Here is an 18,890-nt window from a genome sequence, read left to right as displayed (position 1 = left end):
TCAGTTCCCTTCAGGTCGGGGCCGGACGGTGACCTTCTCGATCGGCAGATCCGCCGACTGCTCCGACGTCAACGCGATCACGCGGTCCACGTAGATTCCCGGCAGGTGGATGTCGTCGGGGCCGAGCACGCCCGGCTCGACGAGCTCGTCGACCTCCGCGATCGTGATCCGGCCGGCCATTCCCGCGAGCGGGTTGAAGTTGCGGGTCGATTTCTCGAACCGCAGGTTGCCGTGCCGATCGCCGACCGCCGCGCGCACCAGACCGAAATCGGTGCGGATCGCCGTCTCTAGCACGTACTCGCGGTCGCGGCCGAACACGTCGAACGGCCGTAGCTCCTTGGGAGCGCTCGCCTCGGCCACCGAGCCGTCGGCCGCGTAGCGGATCGGCATCCCTCCGTCGGAGACCGCGGTGCCGGCGCCCGTCGCCGTGTAGAAGGCGGGGATGCCGACTCCGCCGGCGCGCAGGCGCTCCGCGAGGGTGCCCTGCGGGGTGAGCTCGACCTCCACCTCGCCGCCCAGGTACTGGCGGGCGAACTCCTTGTTCTCGCCGATGTAGGAGGCGATCACACGGCGGATGCGCCCGGCGGCGAGCAGCTCGCCGAGGCCCCAGCCGTCGACGCCGCAGTTGTTGGACACGATCTCCAGACCGCCGACGCCGCGCGCCAGCAGCGCCCGGATCGTCACGATCGGCACACCGGAGAGGCCGAAGCCGCCGACCGCCAGCGAGGCGCCCTCCGGGATGTCGGCGATCGCATCGGCCGCCGACGTGAACGTCTTATCCATTCGTTTCCTCCGTGAAGACTTCGCGCATGATCGCGAGCGCGCTGTTCGCGGCGGGAAGTCCCGCATAGATCGCCGTGTGGTGGATGACCTCCGCGATCTCGCTGCGGGTCAGTCCGTTGCGCAGAGCCGCGCGCACGTGCATGCGGATCTCGTTCTCGTGGCCGCCGGTCACCAGGCTCGCGAGTGTCGCGATCGACCGCTGCTGGCGGTTCAGCTGCGGCCGCGACCAGACCTCCCCCCACGCGTAGCGTGTGATGAAGTCCTGGAAGTCGGCCGTCTCCGGCGTGATCGCAGCGGTCGCGCGGTCGACGTGCGCATCGCCGAGCACTGCACGGCGGACGGCCATCCCGCGGGCGTACGGCGTCGCCTCGTCGACGCGCGCGAGCAGGGCGGACAGCAGTGCCGCGGTCTCGGCCGGGTCCTCCAATGGCACGAGGTGCGCGGCATGGGCGAGCTCGACGAACCGCGCGTCGGGGATGCCGTCGGCGAGCTCGGCCATGAGAGCGGAGGTCGTGACCTGGTCGTGCGCACCCGCGACGATCAGGGCGGGCGCCCGCACCTCGCCGACCGCGTCCCTGCGGTCGAAGCCTGCCAGCGCCTCGCAGCACAGGGCGTACGACTCGTCGTCGATGTCGATCAGGGTCTGCAGCGCGTGCCCGCCCGGGCCGTCGGGATGGGCGTCCAGGTACCCGGGAGCGAACCAGCGCTGCGCGCTGCCGGCGACGACCGACGCGGTTCCGGAGGCGCGGACCTGCGCGGCGCGGTCGGCCCACGCCCCCGGCGTGCCGATGGCCGCGCCCGAGCAGAACATCGCCAGACTGATCACTCGTTCGGGAGCCGCGAGCGCCAGCTCCAGGGCGACCGCCCCGCCGAGCGAGTCGCCGGCCACGTCGAAGGCGCCGCCGCCGACCTCGTCGACCAGTGCGAGCACCGACGCGGCGAGGTCCGCGATGCTGAACGGCTCGCGGGCGACGGGCGACGCTCCGTGCCCCGGGAGGTCGACGCGCAGGATGCGGGGGGCGTCCGGCGCACTGGACAGGCGCGCGACCACGCCGTCCCACAACTCGGCTGTCGTGCCGAGGGAGGGCAGCAGGACGAGCAGGCGCGGAGCGGCGGCGCGGGGGGAGGCCGCGGTCATCGAACCGCGGAGTCGGAGTGGGGTCATTGGTCGGCCTTTCGTCGGTATCGGGCGACGGCGGCGTCGACGACAGAACCGGCCGCGACCAGGTCTGCCTGGTCGGCGTGCACGTCCGGCGCGTCGACGACCAGGTCGGCGAGCGCGTGCGCCAGCACGTCGGCGCTCTCGGCGGTCACCCGCAGGAGTCCGCGCCACGCCTGCCATTCGGCGTGCCACTCCCCCGCGGGTCGCGCGTCAGCGCTCAGCGCCGCGGCGTGCACCGTGGCGAGGAGGCCGGGTGCGCGGAGGCCGTTGGCGCTGAGGATCACCGCGTCGACCGGGTTCTGCTTGTGCGGCATCGCGGAGGAAGCGCCACCACTGGCCGGGCGGAGCGCACCGTCGCGCGCACCCAGGGCGAGGTCGCGGCCGATGCGGCCGGCCGCGGCGCACACGCGCGCAGAGGCGTCGGCGATCGCGAGCATCGGACCGCGGTCGGTGTGCCAGGCGCGGCCAGGGTCGGCGAGACCCAGCCGATGGGCCAGGGCGGCGCGCAGGAGGTTCGGAGCGTCGTCGCGCCCGGACGCCCGGACGAAGGCGGCGCCGGTGCCCACCGCGCCCCCGAGCTGCACGGGGAACCCGGTCGTCGTCAGGGCGGCCAGGGCCTCCTGTGCGGACACCACTGCGTCGAGCCAGGTGGCGAACAGCGCGCCGAGGGTCGTCGGCTCCGCCGGCTGCGACAGCGTGCGCGCCACGACCGGCGTCGCACGGTGCCGGACAGCGAGCTCCGCGATGACGTCGGCCGCCGATGCGAGCGCGTCACCCGCGCGCGCGAGACTGTCGCGCGCCACCAGCACGAGGGCCGTGTCGACGATGTCCTGGCTCGTCGCGCCCCGGTGGACTCGGCCGGCCGCATCGCCCGCCTGATCGCGCAGTTGCTCGACCAGCGCGATGATCGGAACGCCGGCGCCGCGCGCTCCCTCCACCAGCCGGGCACGGTCGATCGCGGCGACGTCGAAGGCAGGGGCACTGGAGGAGTCGGCGCCCTCGAACTCGGCCCAGGCGCCCGTCAGCGCCTCCTCCACGGCGACCATGGCCGCCAGCACACGATCGTCGCCGGCCGATGCACCGAGTGCGCCGGCCGGCTCGAGGAGACCCCAATCGAAGGCGTCAGCCACGTCCGTCGCCGATGAAGTCGAGGAAGACAGTCTCGCCCTCGCCCTGCAGGCGGATGTCGAACCGGTAGCTGCGCTCGCCGTCCGGCACGGCGAGCAGGGTGCCGCGCCGCTGCTCCGGAACGGTCGCGAGGAACGGGTCGTCGCCGAAGTAGGCGCGCGTGAACAAGTGATGCAGCAGGCCGCGCGCGAAGACCGTCACCAGGAGGTACGGGGCGCGACCGGGCGCCGGAGCTCCGGGCCGGATGGTCGTGAACGTGTAGTGGCCCGCGCGGTCGACGGCGGCGCGACCGAACCCGGTCACGCTGTAACCATCGCGGTGCAGGCTGCCGCGCTGGTCGACCGGACGCCCCTCGGCATCGGCGCCCCAGACCTCGAGGATCGCGTCGGGGACGGGCTCGCCCGCCCCGTCGTAGACGGTGCCGTGGAACCGGATCGCGTCGGGGTGCCACGGCGCCGCGACCTCGGGGCCGCCGTCGTAGGGCAGCGCGTAGCCGAAGAACGGGCCGACCGTCTGCGACGGGGTCTGCCGGTACTGGACATGCTCGCCGGCGGTGTTCTCGTTCTGCTCAGGCATGCTCGCCCTCCTCCGGCTCCATCCAGGTGGCAGTACTGCCGGTGAGCACGATGTCCCACCGGTAGCCCAGCGCCCACTCCGGCTCGCTCACGTCGTGATCGTAGGTGGCGATGAGCCTCCGGCGTGCGTCGGGGTCGACGATCGACTGGTAGATCGGGTCGAGCGCGAACAGCGGGTCGCTCGGGAAGTACATCTGCGTCACCAGCCGCTGGGTGAACTGCGAGCCGAACAGCGAGAAGTGGATGTGCGCGGGGCGCCAGGCGTTGCGGTGGTTCTTCCAGGGGTACGGACCCGGCTTGATCGTGACGAACCGGTACGACCCGTCGTCGCCCGTGATCGCGCGACCGACGCCGGTGAAGTTCGGGTCGAGGGGTGCGGGATGCTGGTCGCGCTTGTGCACGTAGCGGCCCGCGGAGTTCGCCTGCCAGATCTCGACCAGCTGGCCCTGGACCGGCCGACCCTCGCCGTCGAGCACCCGCCCTGTCACGATGATGCGCTCACCGAGCGGCTCGCCGCTGTGCTGAATGGTCAGGTCGCTCTCTTCCGCGGCGACGTCCGAATGCCCGAACGCCGGCGAGACGAGCTCGATCTCCTCGGGGTCGGCTCGCACGAGCTCGTGAGTCGGGTGCCGCAGCGTCGAGCTGCGGTAGGGCCCGAAGTCGCGCAGCGGGTGCACGGGGAGCGGCCCGGCCGCGGCGGTGGCCGCGTGCACCTGGGCGATCTCGGCGTTGACCTGGTCCTGCTCGGTGTTCGTCATGGCATGCCTCAGAAGGGAAGACCCGCATACTGCTCGGCGAGGGCCGCCTGAGCGTGGCGCGATCCTGTGGTGTACTCCAGCTGTCCGAGCTGGCTGCGGTAGCGGAAGGCTCTGGCCGACGGATCGGCGACCTCCCTGTGCACGTGGAGCATCTCCGTCATCCACTGGGAGAACTGCTGCACCTTCCACTGGCGTGCGAGCGCGGAGGCGCCGTAGCGCTTCAGGAGGGCGTCATCGCCGCGGAAGTGCGCGGCCAGCGAACGCCCGAGAAGAGCGACGTCGGCGATCGCCGAGTTGAGACCCTTGGCTCCGGTCGGCGGCACGATGTGACCGGCGTCTCCAGCGAGGAACAGCCGGCCGTGCTCGAGGGTGGAGGCGACGAAGCTGCGCATCGGCGTGATCGACTTCTCGGTGATGACGCCCTCCTGGAGGGTCCAGCCCGGAACGCCGAGCCGTGTCTGCAGCGCCTCCCAGATGCGTTCGTCCGACCAGGCGTCGATCGACTCGTCGGGGTCGACCTGCAGGTAGAGCCGCGACACTTCGAGCGAGCGCATGGAGTGCATGGCGAAGCCGTCGGGGTGCAGGGCGTAGATGAGATCGTCCGTCGAGGGCGCGACGTCGGCCAGGATGCCGAGCCAGGCGTAGGGATAGCTGCGTTCGAGGGCCTGGACGCCCGGGATGGCCGGGCGGCAGACGCCGTGGTAGCCGTCGGCGCCGACGACGATCTCGCAGTCGATCCGCTCGCCCTCGTCGGTCGTCACGAAGGGGGCGTTCGTGTCGAGATCGTGCGGGGCGACCCCCGTCGTCTCGAAGCGGACGTCGGAACCCACCCGGTCGTGCTCGGCGAGAAGGTGACGCACGAGCGCCTGCTGGCCGTAGACGGTGACCGTGCGACCGACGAGGTCGACGAAGTCGATGTGGTGGCGCTGTCCCTCGTACTGCAGGTAGATGCCGTGGTGGGTCAGCCCGCGCTCGACGAGGTCGGCGTCGAGGCTGAGCTCGCGCAGGATGTCGACGGAGCCCTGTTCGAGGACACCGGCACGAACGCGCCCGAGCACGTACTCGCGGCTCTTCTGCTCGAGGATGACAAAACCGATTCCTGCACGTCTGAGGATGTGGCCGAGCAGGAGTCCCGCGGGCCCGGCCCCGATGATGGCGACCTGGGTTCGCATTTTCCGCCTTTCGCGTCTGTGGGAAGGTCGTCCTAGTTTTCGCCACGCTCGCGCGAAGGTATATGGTCTTTCCACTGAACGGAAAGAATTTCGCCTCGCGATGAAACGTGTCGATGTTCCGCCCAGCGGGATGGACTCGCCCCGGGGATCACCTCGTCATCGGCGCGACAGCGTGCCGATCTTGTCGCCATCACCTCGGAAGACGACGAGCGAGTCGCCTTCGACCTTCGCGGTGACCGCGAGGTTGAGCCACGGCGTCACGCCCTCGCACACCTTCATGATGGAGGCGAACGGCCCGAACGTGAACTTCTGACCGGAGATCTTCCCGTCGCCCTTCAGCGCATTGCAGCCATCCGTGCCGTGGAAGGAGCCGTCGGACTCGATCGTGAGCGATGGCTGGCCCGCCTTGACGACTCCCCAGTCACCGGCCGGGGAGGCGGATCCGGACGACGCGCATCCGGACAGGGCGGCGAGCACCACGGCCGCCGCGAGTGCTGATCTGAGCGTTCTGTGCGTGAGCATGCGTAGAAGGTACCGGTAGCCCGAACGGCCCGTCCGGGGTCAGCGGCCCGCGACGAGCGCCGCGGAGATGCCCCGCGCGGCCATGCGCACACCGAGAACGAACTGCGGCTCGCCTGACCGCTCGACGTGCGCGATGATCGACACCGCCGCGACGACGTCGCCCGCAGTGTCGCGCACCGGCGCCGCGACCGAGAACGCGCCGCGCGTCAGCTCCTCGATCGACTGCGACACCGCCGTCGTTCGGATGCTCGCGAGCCGGGCACGGAGCTCCTTCTCGCTCGTCAGCGTGTTCGGCTGGAACTTGCGCGGGTTCTGCGCCAGTACCTCGTCGAGCGTGCCGGGCGGGGCGTACGCCAGGAGCACCAGACCGACCCCGGTGGCGTGCAGCGGGAGGCGCGACCCCACATCGCTGATGACGCGGATGGCGCCGGGACCGGACAGGCGCTCAAGATAGATCGCGCCCAGCCCGTCGCGCACCGCGAGGTGGACGTGCTCCCCCGTCGCCTCCAGGAGGTCGTCGAGGTAGGGGCGCGCGGCCTCCCGGAGCTTGCGCGCCGTCGGCTGGCGCACGCCGAGCCGCCACAGCTTCATTCCGACCCGATAGCGGCCGTCGTCGCCGCGGACGAGCCCGCCCCAGGCGACCCACTCAGCCAGCAGCCTGTGCGCGGTCGAGACCGGGAGGTCGGCCCGCCTGGCAACCTCGCTGAGCGTCAGTTCGTCGCCCCGTTCGAAGGCGTCCGCGATCGCGAAGACGCGCTCTGCGACGCTGCGGTCGTCCTGAGCTCCACCGGCCATGCGGTCAGCCTACGACCGCCCGGGGACAGCTCGTCGAGAGGCCGGACCCCGCGAGGTGTTGATCCGTAGGTTTTTTCCTACATATACTTCTGCCATGACCTCCTCCACGCCCCGCGTCCGCATCCAGACCGTCACCATCCCCGTCGCCGACCAGGATCGCTCGCTCGCCTTCTACCGCGACGTGCTCGGCTTCGAGGTGCGCGCGGACACCGCGTACGCAGACGCACGCTGGCTGTCGGTCGCCCCCGAGGGCAGCTCCGTCGACTTCACCCTGCACGCGCCGTTCCCCGGGCAGGCGGCGCCCGGCTGGCAGCAGGGCATCGTGCTCCACACCGACGACATCGCCGGCGTCGTGGCCGCGCTCGACGCCGCCGGCGTGGAGGTCACCGGCCCCGACCAGGTCGGCTGGGGCGTGCAGGCGCAGTTCGCCGACCCCGACGGCAACGGCTTCGTGCTGCTGCAGCAGGGCTGACGTGCCGGTCCGCGCGAAGGACACGGCGGCAGACCGGCTGTTCGGCGCGCTCGCGAACCCCACACGGCGCGACATCCTCGACCTCCTGCTCGAGGGCGAGCGCAGCACCGGCGAGATCGCCGCGCGGTTCTCGATGAGCCGACCGTCGGTGTCCGAGCACCTGCGCGCCCTCCGGGACGCCGGCATGGTCGCCGAGCGCACGGCCGGGCGCAAGGTGTACTACGCGCTCACAGCCGAGCCGTGGAGCGAGGTGCGCGACTGGATGGCGCCGCACGAACGCTTCTGGCGCGAGCGCATGCGGCGCCTCCACGCGGCGCTCGACGCACTGCCGGACGACGACACCCCTGCACACACCGATCGGGAGACCAGATGACCACCCTCACCACCTTCGAGTTCGACGAGTTCCTGCCGCACCCGCCCGCGAAACTGTGGCGCGTGCTCAGCGAACCCGACCTGCTCGCCGGCTGGCTGATGCCCCACGACGGCTACGCACCGGTCGTGGGCACGCGCTTCGAGTTCCGAACGGAGCCGGTGCCGCAGACCTCGTTCTCCGGCGTCGTCCAGTGCGAGGTGCTGGAGGTCGACCCTGGTCGGCTTCTGCGCATCTCCTGGTCGAGCGAGGGCACGGCGCTCGACACCGTCGTCACCTGGCGCCTCGTGGCGGAGGGCACGGGCACCCGCCTCCTGCTGACCCAGGAGGGCTTCGATCTCGACGACCCGGACCAGTCGCGCGCCTTCCAGATCATGAACGGCGGCTGGCGGTCGCGCGTCTTCAGCCGGATGGTGGCCGCACTGGAGGCGATGTGACGTTTAGAGGCTTTTGGAAGCTTTATCCCGATGCAATAAAGCGCCCGAAAGCCTGCTGCCCTTCCTTGAACGTTTCTACGTCTCACCAGGCGAAGCCTTGCCTGCGATGAAGCACTCGAACAGGACCCCGAAGTATCACGAGACGAGCACCTTTCATGTGCATCCCCTCAGCCGCGCGCCCTCCGGTACACGTTCACCACGACGCCCGCGGAGGTCGACCGCGACTCGACCAGCGCGAGCCGTGAATACGGGAAGCCGTCGCCGAACAGCTTCTTGCCCGTGCCCAGCACGAGCGGGTGCACCAGGAGGCGGTACTCGTCGACCTGGTCGTGCTCGGCCAGGGTGCGGACGAGTTCGGTGCTCCCCCACACCCGGATTTCGCCTCCCGACTCCGCGCGCAGACGATCGACCGCAGCGGGGACGTCCGGACCGAGCAGGTACGAGTTCTTCCAGGCGACCTCGCTCAGCGTGCGCGACGCGACGTACTTCGGGATGCGGTTGTAGCGGCGGGTCAGCTCGCCCTGGAACCCCTCCTCGTCCTCGCTCCACACGCCCCACGAGCCGGCGAACAGCTCGTAGGTCCGTCGACCGAGCAGCAGCGCCTCCGTGTTCTTCTCCCACGCCTCCACAGTGCCGTCGTCGTCGTAGTCGAACTGCCAGCCGCCGTACGGGAAATCCCCCGCGACGTCCTCCTCCGGGCCGCCCGGCCCCTGGACGACGCCGTCGAGGGTGACGAACGACTGCACCACGATCGAGGACATGCCGCTACCTCCTGGTCCGTTGCGGTTCCCCACCCGTTTACACCCGACCGGGCCGGGGTGCAACAGTCGGCTGCGCAATCGCAACAGACAGCCCGACGTTCTCGCGGCCCGGCGCACCGCGGCAGCGTGCGGCCGACCGCCCCGGAATGCCGCCACGGCGGGTCCGTCCGGAACCGGCATGAACGGCTCGATCCGAGCCCGCGCAGTATCAGAGCGACTGAGTACGCGACACACCATCCACCCCGGACGGGTACCACCGATGCTGCTACCGGGCAGACTCTTGCTCCGAGTCAGCTGCACCCAGACTGCGTGACTCCGGTCCTACGTCACCGAGGCCATACCCAAGCGGGTAGGACCGACTCGATTGGCCCGGAACAAAGAAGTCCGTCTCGCGAGATCCGCCGCGACCCGTCATCACCTTCAAGACCGCCTGCCCGACTCGCTCCGGCACGGGAAGTCCGAGCGCTTCGGAGACCGCCGCACTCTGCATCGCCGCCGAGAGGACTCGAGCCCCCAGCCACCGCATCGGCGCAGGGAGGCGTGCCCGGAACCCTGGGAGCGCCCTCTCCATCAGTAGCAGTCCCTCGACAGATTGAGCCACATGCTCATTCTCGAATGTGTTGTGGAACTCCTCCCATTCCGCAAAGGTCCGGGGCAGACCCGCGATTCCCATCCGGGATCCCAACTCGGTGTAGAAAGCCACCCCGGCTTCCACGACATCGTGGGCAAGAGGCGTCCGACCGTACGTTCGTGTGAATCGAACCGGGGTCACTAGCTGGGAGACGAGGGCGAACATGTAGTCGTCCGATGACCCGACCACGCGCCGGTGGACTCGCCGAAGCAACTCGACCATCGACGTCGCTCGTGGCGAGTCGAAGCCGCCCTGAATGACCTCATAGATCACGATCCCCGTGTCGGAGGCGCGTTTATCGGGGTTCCGAAGAATCTCTCCGTGTTCGACGAGCTGCTTGGCAACGTGAGGCACCGCGAAAGACCGGTAATAGGCGGCCATGAAGCCGAAGAAGATTCCACGGCTGTGCGTGCGCTGGGCCGCCAAACGGAAGGGCTCGTAGGGGTCTGCGACCATCCGCCTAAAGTAACAGGTGTAGAACTTCAGAGGTCACAATCACAGGCAAACGCTGTGAAACGAACCGCCATCCCTTTGAACCACCTTCGCTTCCTCCGGGGCGCTCATCATGACCGCGGAGAGCGGCGAGGCCCCCTGCATCTTCTGGTGGTCGACGACCATCCCGTCGTGCGGGACGGCATCGTCGGCATGCGGCCACCGACCCCGGCCCGGAGGGCTTCCGCCGGCGCCCCTCCGGACGCTGTAGCCGCCGCTGACCTCTGTCGAGGGCAAGAAGGGGTTTTCGGGAGGGAGCAGATCAGGTAGGACGGAAGACATGGAGACCGTGCTGGCCGTCCTCGAACGCGGCGACATCGCGTACGAGATCGAGTTCGAGCGGACGAGTGAGCCGCCCTTCGAGCTGCGCGTGCCTTCCCACATCGGCGGAGCGGCGGTCGTCGACGTCTTCGACCTGGTCGACTCCAGCGAGTGGCCCGTGCTCCTGCGCTACGCCTTCGCCGAGTGCGTGCCGGCCGTGATGGGGTCGCCGGACGACCTGAACGCCGACGACCTCGGAGACGCCGACGATCTCGGAGACGCCGACGTCTGAGGGTCCGCGCGAGGAGCCCGCGCTCAGAACAGGAACACCTGCCCCAGAACGAGCACCAGGATCAGGAAGATCACGACCAACGCGCCGATGATGACGAGAGTGCGGGCCGACATCCTCGCGATGCCGAAGCCCACGATGAACGGCAGCGCCAAGCAGCCGAGCGCGATGATCCACCAGAACGCCTGGAATCCGGCCTGCGACGTGGAGGCCAACCGCTCGCCGAACAGCTTCTGCGTCGCCGGATGGGTGGCGAACGCGACGCTCGCCGACAGCGGGTACGCGATGAGGACGGCCGTGATCAGCCCGGCGAACGCTCCCCACATCCCCCGGTGAGAGCCCAGGTGCAGCGTCTCCTCCTGATGCGGTCCCTGCTTGCTCTTCGTGCTCATGGCGCACAGCATAACCAGCGGCCTCCCGTTTCGGGCAGGCCCGCAATCCGGCGCTGGACGCCGCGCCGAAACAGGGTCGACTGTACGGTCTACTCAGCGGTTACCCTGGAAGGGTCACCGGTGCGCGCGCACGCAACTAGTAGTACTTGGTTAGGTTGGTCCGGCGCGTTTGCAGTAGGGGCAGTGGCTGAGGAGTCGGATGACCGCGGTTTGGAGTTCGCGGAGGATCTCGTAGAAGCTCAGGCTGCCCCTGCTGCTTTTGGGTCGGCGGCCAGTCGTTGGGTGGTGATGAACAGGTGTGCGGCGGTGACGAGGGTGACGTGGTGGTGCCAGCCGAGCCAGGTGCGGCCCTCGAAGTGGTCCAACCCGAGGCCGTGTTTGAGTTCGCGGTAGTCGTGCTCGATGCGCCATCGGATCTTCCCGAGCCGGACGAGCTCGGTGGTCGGCGTGTCGGGCGGGAGCGTGGAGAGCCAGTAATCGGTGGGCTCGGTGGCGTCGTGGGGCCACTCGATCAACAACCAGCAGTCGGGCAACGACCCGTCTGGGTTGCGGGGCAGGTTTCGGTTCGCGGGACGCACTCGTGTTGCGGCAAACCGGCTGGTCATGGCACCTTTCGACCCTTGCCGCCAGGACGCTTGCTGGAACGCGCCGGCGGGCAGGGCCTCGGCGTAGGCCTTCGCCTGGACCGGGGTGCTCCGGTAACTGGCCGTAGTGAACGGGCGCCCCCGTTTCCCGGTCTGTTCGGGCATCTCGAACCGGGCGGCGGCATCGTGCACGCTCGTCGACGACTTCACCTGCACGATGTAGGGGATCGCTCGTTCGGTCAGGCCGGTGCGGAAGGACCCGATCTCCCCATAGCCGGCATCGCCGACCATCACCGGCGGGCGCAGCCCCCACGAGCCCAGCTCGTCGATCATCTCCAGCGCGAGTTCCCACTTGGCGCGGTGCCGGACGGTGTCCGGGATCTGCGCCTTCACCCGCCGCGCCGCGATCTGCTCAGCGTCCTCGTTCGTATCCGCGCAGGCGTCGTCCCACGACTCTGGCAAGAACAGCCGCCACCCCAGCGGACACGACGCAGCATCGGTGACAGCATGCACGCTGACGCCGATCTGCACGTTCCCGATCTTCCCCAAGGTGCCCGAATACTGGCGGGCGACGCCAGGAGAGGCCGGGCCGTCTTTCACGAACCCGGTGTCATCAACCACCCACGCTTCCGGGCCGATCAGTCCGACGGCCGCACGCGCGAGCTGCCTGCGGACCGGCTCGACCGGCCACCGCGACGAGGACACGAACTGCTGCAACTGCTGGTAATCGATCCCGAGCCGATCACCCATCGGCTGCATCGACTTACGCCGACCCTCCAGCATCAGCCCCTGCAAATACAGGCCACCCTTCGCCCGCTGATCCTTCCGCGCAAGCGACGCGAAGACCTCGCCCACGAACTCGTCCAACTCCCCGCGCACCCGCTCGATCTCAACCCGATCCACCCCGCGAGATTAACAGCCTCAGCCAGAGTTAACAAGACCTAACCAAGTACTACTAGGGGGCGTCTCGAAGCGCGCCGGCGTCTTACCCGATGTCGTATGGGGGCGGACCTCCGCTCCCATACGACCGGGCGGCATCGACTCCTTCCCCAAGGCTGTCCCCCGTTAGTAAAGGTTAGAAGCTATCCTTTACTAAGACAGATCGGAGGCGAAGGATATGAGTACGGCCGTGAGCTACGAGTCGCGCACACTGCCTCCGCTCGAAGCGCCCGAATACGACTCCCGCAGGCTGAGCCTCCGCCGCCGCGAGGCCTACGATGCATCGATCCCGGCCTCCATCGCGGAGGCGGTGTTCGACCTGCCCGCCGATGTCCTCACCTCGGCCGACGAGGCCACACAGGCTCTCGTGCGATTCGACAGCGAGATGACGCGCTTTCCCGCACCGTTCTCGGGCATTCTCCTGAGAACGGAATCGGCATCGAGCTCGCAGATCGAGAACCTCACGTCCGGCCCGCGCGCCATCGCCGAGGCTGCCATCGGCGAACGCGCCGAAGGCAACGCCGCCCTGATCATCAGCAACGTTCGGGCGATGGAGGCGGCGATCCGGCTCGCCGACACGATCTCGAACGCGTCCATCATCGAGATCCACGATGCGCTCCTTCGGGAGGCGCAGCCGGAACGGGTAGGCGCGTACCGCGATGAACAGGTGTGGATCGGCGGACGGCTCCCACACGATGCGCAGTTCGTCGCGCCGCACCAGGAGCGCGTGCCCGCCGCCATGGACGACCTGATCGCCTTCATCCGACGGACGGACGTCCCCGTGCTCGCACAGGCCGCCATTGCGCACGCGCAGTTCGAGACCATTCACCCGTTCCCCGACGGGAACGGTCGGACCGGCCGAGCACTCCTACACGCACTGCTCCGCCACGCTGGCGTCCTCCGCCACCTGACGGTGCCGGTCTCGGCCGGGTTGCTCACGGACATCCGCAGCTACTTCGAGGCGCTGACGGCGTATCGGAGAGGCGAGCCCGGCGCCATCGTCGCAGCATTCGCCGACGCGTCTTTCTCTGCCCTCGCGAACGCGAAGCACCTCGCAGACGATCTCGAGGCGCTCCGTCGCGACGGGGACACCGCGCTATCGGACATCCGCGCCGACGCGACAGCCCGGGTGCTGGCCGACCTCTCGCTGGAGTATCCCGCCCTCAACTCCACGATCGCCGTCCGGCTGACCGGGGCCAGCCGGCCCGCCGTGACGCACGCGCTGGCGCAGCTCGCCGATCGCGGCATCCTCGCCCCCGGCAACTCGAAGAGGCGGAATCGCATCTGGGTGAACCAGGAAGCCCTTGATGCGCTCGAGGCGTTCGCGGTTCGGACGGGGCGGCGGGACGGGCGCTGAGTTGTGGTCGGGCGGTTCGTGCGAGCGGGCCACGGCCGTACCCGGGGCCGCCCCGCGCGGGCACCCGCACCTTCTCGCTCCTGGCCTTTTGAAGACGAGCGCTGGGCGGGCTTCCGGCCACGCCGACCGCCCATGGTGCGAGTTGTCGGTTGAGCGACGAGAAGGCCGACTGGGATAAGGCGGGGGACGACCCCAAAGGCGGCGTTCGCCGCGCAGGACTTCAGCCCGCTGGTGGGTGGCGAGCTGACGCGGTTCGATCGGCGGTGGTGGAGGTGCGCATCCCGTTCCGCAGCGAGCTGCGTCAGCAGTTCGGCTTCGTAGATGGGTGTGTGATCGCCTACGCGGTCGACAATGAGGTGACGTTCGCAGCGGGCACCTTGAGGATGACTTGGCGTACCTATTGGGAATTTCCCAACAGTCATTTAGTGTTGTGGTTGTGGTGGATACTATTGGGGCCCGCGTCGCCCACCTTGTCGAATCCCGCTCTCCAGCGATCACGCAGCGCGACCTGGCCGATCGAGTTTCGATGACACCCGATTCATTCTCGCGAGCCATTAACGACAAGCGGGCGTTCTCTTCGGTCGAGCTTGCGCGAATTGCCACGGAGCTCGACACAGACGTTTATTGGCTGATAACTGGCCAGCCAGATCCGAACAAGCTTGTGTTCGCAGCGCGTCACGATTACGACCAGGAGTCACGCCTTCACTCTCTGCCTTCTGAGGTGGCGGATTCGACCGTCCTTGAAGACATACATGTTGCTTATCGACAAGCCTTTCTCGATGACGGCACGCCCCAATCCATCCCGGCCACGGCCGAGAACGTACGCGCCTCCTTGGGCGAGGACTTTGTACGCCCCTTAATCGAACGAATCGAGAACAAGCTCGGTGTTGACGTAATCCGCCTGCCCGAGTTGGCAACCGCGTACTCCTTCGCGTCAGCCGGTCGACTCGTAATCGCCATTCAAGCCACGGGCAACTGGTTCAGGGAAAACTGGGGCCTGGCTCATGAGTTGGCTCACCTCGCCGGCCACCGGAGCGAGCCCTCCGCAAACGCATTCGCCGCGAATCTGCTCCTTCCAGAACGAACGTTGCGCGAGGTCGAGTGGAGCGCAATAGACCCGCGCGAGCTCGCCAGATTTGTCTGGGACACCGGTATTTCAACTGACGCATTACAGCGGCGACTACGGAAGCTGAACATCCAACTTCCGCACGTGATCGAGCACGCGCTTGACTTACCAACTCAGGCTCTGCTGCGTCAACACTGGAACCACGACTCATTGACACCAGATGCCATCGCTGAACGGATGGAAAATGCTTCGGCGCGACGCTTCCCGAGGAGCCTAATCGAGGCTCATCAGGAGGCTATCGCGGAGGGTCGAATCAGTGTTGCGTTCCTCGCATGGATGCTCGGCGTTGGAGCGTCAACCCTGGAAGTGGCGGAACCGACGACCGATGAGGGCGACTCAGACAAGGCCGACGAGCTTGCAGCGCTTCTCGGGTTGATCTAGGCAACACGTGACCTACCTGCTTTTTCCGGACACCACCGTCGTCGTCAACTTTGCATTGATTCACCGCATGGACCTTCTCAAGCAGTTCGCTGGGTCCGTTGGCCGATGGTGCGCGACTGTTGAATATGAGTGCCTACGACTCTCATCGAAGAGCGGCCATGAGGACATGGCCGACGCCGGTGACATCTTCGGCGAACCGCTCTATCCGAAAACTCAAGACGAACGCCTCGAGATCGAATCGCTACGCATCGATCTTGCTGAGCCAGAAGACGGACCGTACAAGCATCTCGGCGAAGCCGAGACCATCGTCATCATTCGCACCCGCGGGATTTCCGCGGCGTTCGTCACAGATGACCGATCTGCGCGCGAAGCGGCGCGTCGAGAAGGGGTGAAGACCTATGCCACGTGGGACCTGCTGAAGGTTCTCTACAAGACGAAGCGGATTAGCCGGGAAGAGCTGTGGACGTACGTCACGTATCTCCGGTCAAAGAAACGTGGGTGGCCGGCGAGCGAGCACACCCGGGATGGGTTTGTCCTCTGGGCAGACTCGTAGCATTTCACGCCCGACTCGCAGCCGTCGGTCGGTCGGGGAGGTGGCTTTAAAGTTTCGCCAACAGTTGTCGGCAGGACGTGACGCCAGTCTGTGGTGCGCTGCGCGGTGTTCGCGGAGGCGGAGAGCGGGCCGGTGCGTCGCGAGCGGACAGGACACGCCGGTGGCCGCATGGCAGTAGGCACCACTGGTATGGGCGCGGCCGCGGGAAGGCACCGGTGACCGCCGCCCGATCGCCCATCTGTGCAGTGCCGGTATCACACCCGGGAACACGTTATCGAGTCTCCCGGAAAGCCGAAAACCCCCGCCGAAGCGAGGGCTTTCCGTTACTGTCTCAACCAGTTCTTCGTGCTTTATGAGCACCGTGCGCCACGAGGGATTCGAACCCCCAACCTTCTGATCCGTAGTCAGATGCTCTATCCGTTGAGCTAGTGGCGCATGACCCGACTGCGTTGGTCGCGCGGGCCTGTTAGAGCTTACATGACCGTTTCACAGACCGCCAATCAGGGCGTCGGCGACGGCCGTCAGGCGAAAATCTCGTCGAGGAAGCACACCAGCGCGCGCCAGCTGCGGGCGTCCGCGAGGGGCCGGTAGCGATCCGTGCCAGGGATGGTGAACGCATGCGGGGCGCCCGAATAGGTGGTCAGTTGCCAGTCGACGTGCGGCGCTCCCCGCAGCTCGTCCTCGAACGCGGCCACCGCTTCATCGCGGACGGTGGGGTCGGAGCCGCCGGTCAACACCAGCAGGGAGGCCGCGATCGCGGCGGCGTCGGACGGGTCGTGCGCGATCAGGCCGCCATGGAAGGAGACGACGCCGCGCGCCGGCGCTCCGGTGCGGGCGAACTCGAGGGCGGCGGTGCCGCCGAAGCAGTAGCCGATCACGGCCAGCCGTGCCGGGTCGACGGCCGGATGCTGCTGCAGCCGGCTGAAGCCGGCGGCGACGCGCGAGCGCAGCAGATCGAGGTCGTTGTAGTACCGGCGGGCGACCTCAGGGGCCTCCTCCCCGCTGGGCCGCACGCCCGCGCCGTACAGGTCGGCCGCGAACGCGACGTACCCTCGCCGGGCCAGCATCTGGGCGCGCATCCGCACGTTGTCGCCGACGCCGTGCCAGTCGTGCAGGATCAGCACGGCCGGGCGTCGCTCGTCGGCCTGCACGTCCCTGGCGAGGTAGCCCTCGAGCGGGACGTCCTCGTGGTCGTACTCGACGACCTCCGCGTCGATCACGGAGTGCTCGCCGATCGGCACCTGCTCGAGCAGAGCATGGTGAGCAGGGGACAGTGCGGGCAACGGGTTCTCGATCGTCACGGGTAAGGCTCCAGCGTGTCTCGCGACGCGGGCGACGGGTGTCGCACGCGGCCTGGCCTGCTGCAGCTCGATCGCGGAATTCGCGCGGGTGCCCGGACGGTGCGGGTCGGGTTCCCACGTCGTTCACGATACCTCCCCTCCCTTCGGCTCGCGACGGTCGTACGATGGGCGCATGTCCACCGAGTTCAGCAACGAGACTGACGCGAACCGCTACGCGATGCGGATCGACGGCGAACTGGTCGGCATCCTCGACTACAGCATCCTGGGCGGCACGATCTCGCTGACCCGCGCGTTCACGGTGCCCGCGCAGCGTGGAAAGGGGTACGCCGCGGACCTCGTGGCGTATGCCGTCGATGACATCGAGCGCACGTCCGATCGCAGGATCGTGCCGATGTGCTGGTACGCCGCCGACTGGTTCGAAGCCCACCCGGAGCGCGCCGGCCTGCTCCGACGGCACGCCGGCTGAGCGCCGATGGCCGGCCGGAGGTCCGCGCCGCTGCAGCGCTCCGCCGCGCGGGTGGTGCGCTTCGGCGACGCCTCAGCCGTGGCGATCGCGCACGAGACCCTGCGGCCGCCGCGCGGCAACGAGGTGGTCGTGCGCATCACCCATGCCTCGCTCGGCTCCACGGATGTGCTGGCCCGGCGCGGCGGCTACATGATCCAGCCGACGCCCGGTTTCGTGCCCGGTTACGACTTCGTGGGCGTGCTCGAGACCGAGTCCGCGGTGTCTGTGGCGCTCGGCCTCCGCACCGGCGCACGGGTCGCCGGCGTTCTGCCACGGATGGGGTCGCACGCGACGCGACTGGTGCTGTCGCCGACGTTCCTCGTCGCGGTCCCGGAGGCCCTGAGCTCGGAGGTCGCGGCGACGCTTCCCCTCAACGCGGTGACCGCGGCGGTCGCGCTGCAGTACGCCGGCCCGGCTCGGCGCCTCCTGGTCCAGGGCGTCAGCGGTGCGGTCGGGTCGCTCGTGGCGCAGCTCGCCCTTCGCGACGGCCGCGCGGTGGTCGGCACCGGGTCCGCTCTCCCGCCGGGGTTCGCCGAGCGGGGCCTGGAGGTGCCGATCGCCGACTATCGCGACCCCGACTGGCCCGCCCGTGTCCGCGAGCTGGCGGGCGGTGTCGTGGAGGCCGCGATCGACCACACGGGATCGCCGCGCGTGCGCGAAGCGGTCGCCCCGGACGGCGTGATCGTCCACACCGCATTCGTCGGCCGTGCCGGGCACGAGCGCGAGGACGCGGTGCGCGGTGCGGCCTCCGCTGCGCTGCGCCGTCGCAGCCACCCGCGGGAGGTGGTCTGCGCCGTGCCGTTCTGGGTGCTCAGGAAGCGCCCGGCGTACCGCCGCCGGCTCGTCGGGCTCCTCGGCGACGTGGCCGATGGCCGACTGCGCCCGTTCGAGCCGCAGGTGGTCCCGTTCGAATCGGTGTGGGAGGCGCATCGCATCGCCGAGCAGCGGCCGGCCGGCCGCACGGTCGTGCTCGCCATGCCCTGACACCGTCGGCGACGAGTTGGCAGGACGGGCTGCCGGCCGTTGTCGCCAGACGCAGCCCGTCCCACCTCCTGAAGACAACGATGCGTCCCGACACGTCGCGTCGGCGGGCAACGCGACGGCGTGTTGGGACGCATCGTCTCAAAGCACGGGAAACGGGGCG

The 18,890-nt window shown here is 68.7% G+C and carries 23 protein-coding genes and 1 tRNA gene; 10 read left to right on the top strand and 14 right to left on the bottom strand.

All coding sequences use genetic code 11. The features are described from left to right. The 8 genes from ACPPVW_RS09475 to ACPPVW_RS09440 form a co-directional block, all read right to left on the bottom strand. Positions 1-783: a CoA transferase subunit A gene (locus tag ACPPVW_RS09475; protein WP_426622879.1), complete on the bottom strand. Its 783-nt coding sequence runs from the start codon at positions 781-783 to the stop codon at positions 1-3. After that, a complete protein-coding gene (pcaC, locus tag ACPPVW_RS09470) occupies positions 776-1,948 on the bottom strand; it encodes a 4-carboxymuconolactone decarboxylase (RefSeq protein WP_426622878.1) in 1,173 nt (390 codons plus the stop codon). Before pcaC ends, ACPPVW_RS09475 begins: the two co-directional genes overlap by 8 nt. Beyond that, a complete protein-coding gene (locus ACPPVW_RS09465) occupies positions 1,945-3,075 on the bottom strand; it encodes a lyase family protein (protein ID WP_426622877.1) in 1,131 nt (376 codons plus the stop codon). Before ACPPVW_RS09465 ends, pcaC begins: the two co-directional genes overlap by 4 nt. Then, positions 3,068-3,649, bottom strand: coding sequence for a protocatechuate 3,4-dioxygenase subunit alpha (gene pcaG, locus ACPPVW_RS09460; RefSeq protein WP_426622876.1), 582 nt, complete (start codon positions 3,647-3,649; stop codon positions 3,068-3,070). Before pcaG ends, ACPPVW_RS09465 begins: the two co-directional genes overlap by 8 nt. Further along, positions 3,642-4,406 carry a protocatechuate 3,4-dioxygenase subunit beta gene (gene pcaH, locus ACPPVW_RS09455; RefSeq protein WP_426622875.1) on the bottom strand — a complete coding sequence of 255 codons (765 nt, stop codon included), beginning with the start codon at positions 4,404-4,406 and terminating at the stop codon, positions 3,642-3,644. The genes pcaG and pcaH overlap by 8 nt, the downstream gene beginning before the upstream one ends. Before the next feature lie 8 nt (positions 4,407-4,414). After that, positions 4,415-5,578 carry a 4-hydroxybenzoate 3-monooxygenase gene (locus ACPPVW_RS09450; protein WP_426622874.1) on the bottom strand — a complete coding sequence of 388 codons (1,164 nt, stop codon included), beginning with the start codon at positions 5,576-5,578 and terminating at the stop codon, positions 4,415-4,417. A gap of 156 nt (positions 5,579-5,734) precedes the next feature. Beyond that, entirely contained in the window at positions 5,735-6,100 is a 366-nt protein-coding gene (locus tag ACPPVW_RS09445) for an META domain-containing protein (RefSeq protein ID WP_426626225.1), read from the bottom strand. A gap of 39 nt (positions 6,101-6,139) precedes the next feature. Continuing rightward, positions 6,140-6,895, bottom strand: a complete 756-nt coding sequence (locus ACPPVW_RS09440) for an IclR family transcriptional regulator (RefSeq protein WP_426626224.1) — start codon at positions 6,893-6,895, stop codon at positions 6,140-6,142. Between the two features lie 94 nt (positions 6,896-6,989). Here ACPPVW_RS09440 and ACPPVW_RS09435 point away from each other — a divergent pair, with 94 nt between their 5' ends. From ACPPVW_RS09435 to ACPPVW_RS09425, 3 genes are read left to right on the top strand one after another with little or no spacing between them, the layout of a single operon-like run. Next, positions 6,990-7,367 carry a VOC family protein gene (locus ACPPVW_RS09435; RefSeq protein WP_426626223.1) on the top strand — a complete coding sequence of 126 codons (378 nt, stop codon included), beginning with the start codon at positions 6,990-6,992 and terminating at the stop codon, positions 7,365-7,367. 1 nt (position 7,368) lies between these two features. Next, entirely contained in the window at positions 7,369-7,740 is a 372-nt protein-coding gene (locus ACPPVW_RS09430) for an ArsR/SmtB family transcription factor (protein WP_426626222.1), read from the top strand. After that, a complete protein-coding gene (locus ACPPVW_RS09425) occupies positions 7,737-8,174 on the top strand; it encodes an SRPBCC family protein (protein ID WP_426626221.1) in 438 nt (145 codons plus the stop codon). The genes ACPPVW_RS09430 and ACPPVW_RS09425 overlap by 4 nt, the downstream gene beginning before the upstream one ends. Before the next feature lie 167 nt (positions 8,175-8,341). Here the strand turns inward: ACPPVW_RS09425 and ACPPVW_RS09420 are convergent, their stop codons facing one another. After that, positions 8,342-8,935: a dihydrofolate reductase family protein gene (locus tag ACPPVW_RS09420; protein ID WP_426626220.1), complete on the bottom strand. Its 594-nt coding sequence runs from the start codon at positions 8,933-8,935 to the stop codon at positions 8,342-8,344. A gap of 265 nt (positions 8,936-9,200) precedes the next feature. Continuing rightward, the gene (locus ACPPVW_RS09415; RefSeq protein ID WP_426626219.1) at positions 9,201-10,022 is read right to left on the bottom strand and encodes an oxygenase MpaB family protein; all 822 of its coding nucleotides are present in this window, start codon (positions 10,020-10,022) and stop codon (positions 9,201-9,203) included. Between the two features lie 316 nt (positions 10,023-10,338). Here ACPPVW_RS09415 and ACPPVW_RS09410 point away from each other — a divergent pair, with 316 nt between their 5' ends. Then, positions 10,339-10,611 (top strand): hypothetical protein, encoded by a 273-nt coding sequence (locus ACPPVW_RS09410; RefSeq protein WP_426626218.1) that lies wholly within the window; start codon positions 10,339-10,341, stop codon positions 10,609-10,611. Between the two features lie 23 nt (positions 10,612-10,634). Here ACPPVW_RS09410 and ACPPVW_RS09405 read toward each other — a convergent pair whose 3' ends face one another. Beyond that, complete coding sequence (locus ACPPVW_RS09405; protein ID WP_426626217.1) at positions 10,635-11,000, bottom strand: hypothetical protein; 366 nt, start codon at positions 10,998-11,000, stop codon at positions 10,635-10,637. Positions 11,001-11,239: 239 nt separating this feature from the next. Then, the gene (locus ACPPVW_RS09400) at positions 11,240-12,487 is read right to left on the bottom strand and encodes an IS701 family transposase (RefSeq protein WP_426626216.1); all 1,248 of its coding nucleotides are present in this window, start codon (positions 12,485-12,487) and stop codon (positions 11,240-11,242) included. 214 nt (positions 12,488-12,701) lie between these two features. Here ACPPVW_RS09400 and ACPPVW_RS09395 point away from each other — a divergent pair, with 214 nt between their 5' ends. The 4 genes from ACPPVW_RS09395 (at position 12,702) to ACPPVW_RS09380 (ending at position 15,940) form a co-directional block, all read left to right on the top strand. Continuing rightward, on the top strand, positions 12,702-13,880 hold the full coding sequence (locus tag ACPPVW_RS09395) for a Fic family protein (protein WP_426626215.1): 1,179 nt from the start codon (positions 12,702-12,704) through the stop codon (positions 13,878-13,880). A gap of 149 nt (positions 13,881-14,029) precedes the next feature. Continuing rightward, the gene (locus ACPPVW_RS09390) at positions 14,030-14,410 is read left to right on the top strand and encodes a hypothetical protein (protein WP_426626214.1); all 381 of its coding nucleotides are present in this window, start codon (positions 14,030-14,032) and stop codon (positions 14,408-14,410) included. Beyond that, the gene (locus tag ACPPVW_RS09385; protein WP_426626213.1) at positions 14,407-15,387 is read left to right on the top strand and encodes an ImmA/IrrE family metallo-endopeptidase; all 981 of its coding nucleotides are present in this window, start codon (positions 14,407-14,409) and stop codon (positions 15,385-15,387) included. The genes ACPPVW_RS09390 and ACPPVW_RS09385 overlap by 4 nt, the downstream gene beginning before the upstream one ends. A gap of 7 nt (positions 15,388-15,394) precedes the next feature. Continuing rightward, positions 15,395-15,940, top strand: coding sequence for a hypothetical protein (locus ACPPVW_RS09380; RefSeq protein WP_426626212.1), 546 nt, complete (start codon positions 15,395-15,397; stop codon positions 15,938-15,940). A 362-nt stretch (positions 15,941-16,302) separates the two neighbouring features. Here the strand turns inward: ACPPVW_RS09380 and ACPPVW_RS09375 are convergent. Continuing rightward, positions 16,303-16,375: transfer RNA gene (locus ACPPVW_RS09375), tRNA-Arg, on the bottom strand. Positions 16,376-16,461: 86 nt separating this feature from the next. Beyond that, on the bottom strand, positions 16,462-17,241 hold the full coding sequence (locus tag ACPPVW_RS09370) for a dienelactone hydrolase family protein (protein WP_426626211.1): 780 nt from the start codon (positions 17,239-17,241) through the stop codon (positions 16,462-16,464). A 172-nt stretch (positions 17,242-17,413) separates the two neighbouring features. Between ACPPVW_RS09370 and ACPPVW_RS09365 the strand changes: the two genes are divergently transcribed. Then, a complete protein-coding gene (locus tag ACPPVW_RS09365; protein ID WP_426626210.1) occupies positions 17,414-17,707 on the top strand; it encodes a GNAT family N-acetyltransferase in 294 nt (97 codons plus the stop codon). Between the two features lie 6 nt (positions 17,708-17,713). Then, a complete protein-coding gene (locus ACPPVW_RS09360) occupies positions 17,714-18,730 on the top strand; it encodes an alcohol dehydrogenase catalytic domain-containing protein (RefSeq protein ID WP_426626209.1) in 1,017 nt (338 codons plus the stop codon). Positions 18,731-18,890: the final 160 nt, after the last annotated feature.

This window comes from Leifsonia sp. McL0607 (genome assembly GCF_049993355.1).
Taxonomy (GTDB): Bacteria; Actinomycetota; Actinomycetes; order Actinomycetales; family Microbacteriaceae; genus Leifsonia.
The sequence above is the reverse complement of the archived record's forward strand: the minus strand, read 5'-3'. Positions and strand labels throughout refer to the sequence as shown.

Coding starts and splice junctions, on each gene's coding strand:
- pcaH (WP_426622875.1), bottom strand. CDS start 4,406: ATGACGAACACCGAGCAGGACCAGGTCAACGCCGAGATCGCCCAGGTG.
- ACPPVW_RS09395 (WP_426626215.1), top strand. CDS start 12,702: ATGAGTACGGCCGTGAGCTACGAGTCGCGCACACTGCCTCCGCTCGAA.
- ACPPVW_RS09425 (WP_426626221.1), top strand. CDS start 7,737: ATGACCACCCTCACCACCTTCGAGTTCGACGAGTTCCTGCCGCACCCG.
- pcaC (WP_426622878.1), bottom strand. CDS start 1,948: ATGACCCCACTCCGACTCCGCGGTTCGATGACCGCGGCCTCCCCCCGC.
- ACPPVW_RS09450 (WP_426622874.1), bottom strand. CDS start 5,578: ATGCGAACCCAGGTCGCCATCATCGGGGCCGGGCCCGCGGGACTCCTG.
- ACPPVW_RS09405 (WP_426626217.1), bottom strand. CDS start 11,000: ATGAGCACGAAGAGCAAGCAGGGACCGCATCAGGAGGAGACGCTGCAC.
- ACPPVW_RS09475 (WP_426622879.1), bottom strand. CDS start 783: ATGGATAAGACGTTCACGTCGGCGGCCGATGCGATCGCCGACATCCCG.
- ACPPVW_RS09410 (WP_426626218.1), top strand. CDS start 10,339: ATGGAGACCGTGCTGGCCGTCCTCGAACGCGGCGACATCGCGTACGAG.
- ACPPVW_RS09440 (WP_426626224.1), bottom strand. CDS start 6,895: ATGGCCGGTGGAGCTCAGGACGACCGCAGCGTCGCAGAGCGCGTCTTC.
- ACPPVW_RS09360 (WP_426626209.1), top strand. CDS start 17,714: ATGGCCGGCCGGAGGTCCGCGCCGCTGCAGCGCTCCGCCGCGCGGGTG.
- ACPPVW_RS09420 (WP_426626220.1), bottom strand. CDS start 8,935: ATGTCCTCGATCGTGGTGCAGTCGTTCGTCACCCTCGACGGCGTCGTC.
- pcaG (WP_426622876.1), bottom strand. CDS start 3,649: ATGCCTGAGCAGAACGAGAACACCGCCGGCGAGCATGTCCAGTACCGG.
- ACPPVW_RS09445 (WP_426626225.1), bottom strand. CDS start 6,100: ATGCTCACGCACAGAACGCTCAGATCAGCACTCGCGGCGGCCGTGGTG.
- ACPPVW_RS09365 (WP_426626210.1), top strand. CDS start 17,414: ATGTCCACCGAGTTCAGCAACGAGACTGACGCGAACCGCTACGCGATG.
- ACPPVW_RS09415 (WP_426626219.1), bottom strand. CDS start 10,022: ATGGTCGCAGACCCCTACGAGCCCTTCCGTTTGGCGGCCCAGCGCACG.
- ACPPVW_RS09385 (WP_426626213.1), top strand. CDS start 14,407: ATGACACCCGATTCATTCTCGCGAGCCATTAACGACAAGCGGGCGTTC.
- ACPPVW_RS09435 (WP_426626223.1), top strand. CDS start 6,990: ATGACCTCCTCCACGCCCCGCGTCCGCATCCAGACCGTCACCATCCCC.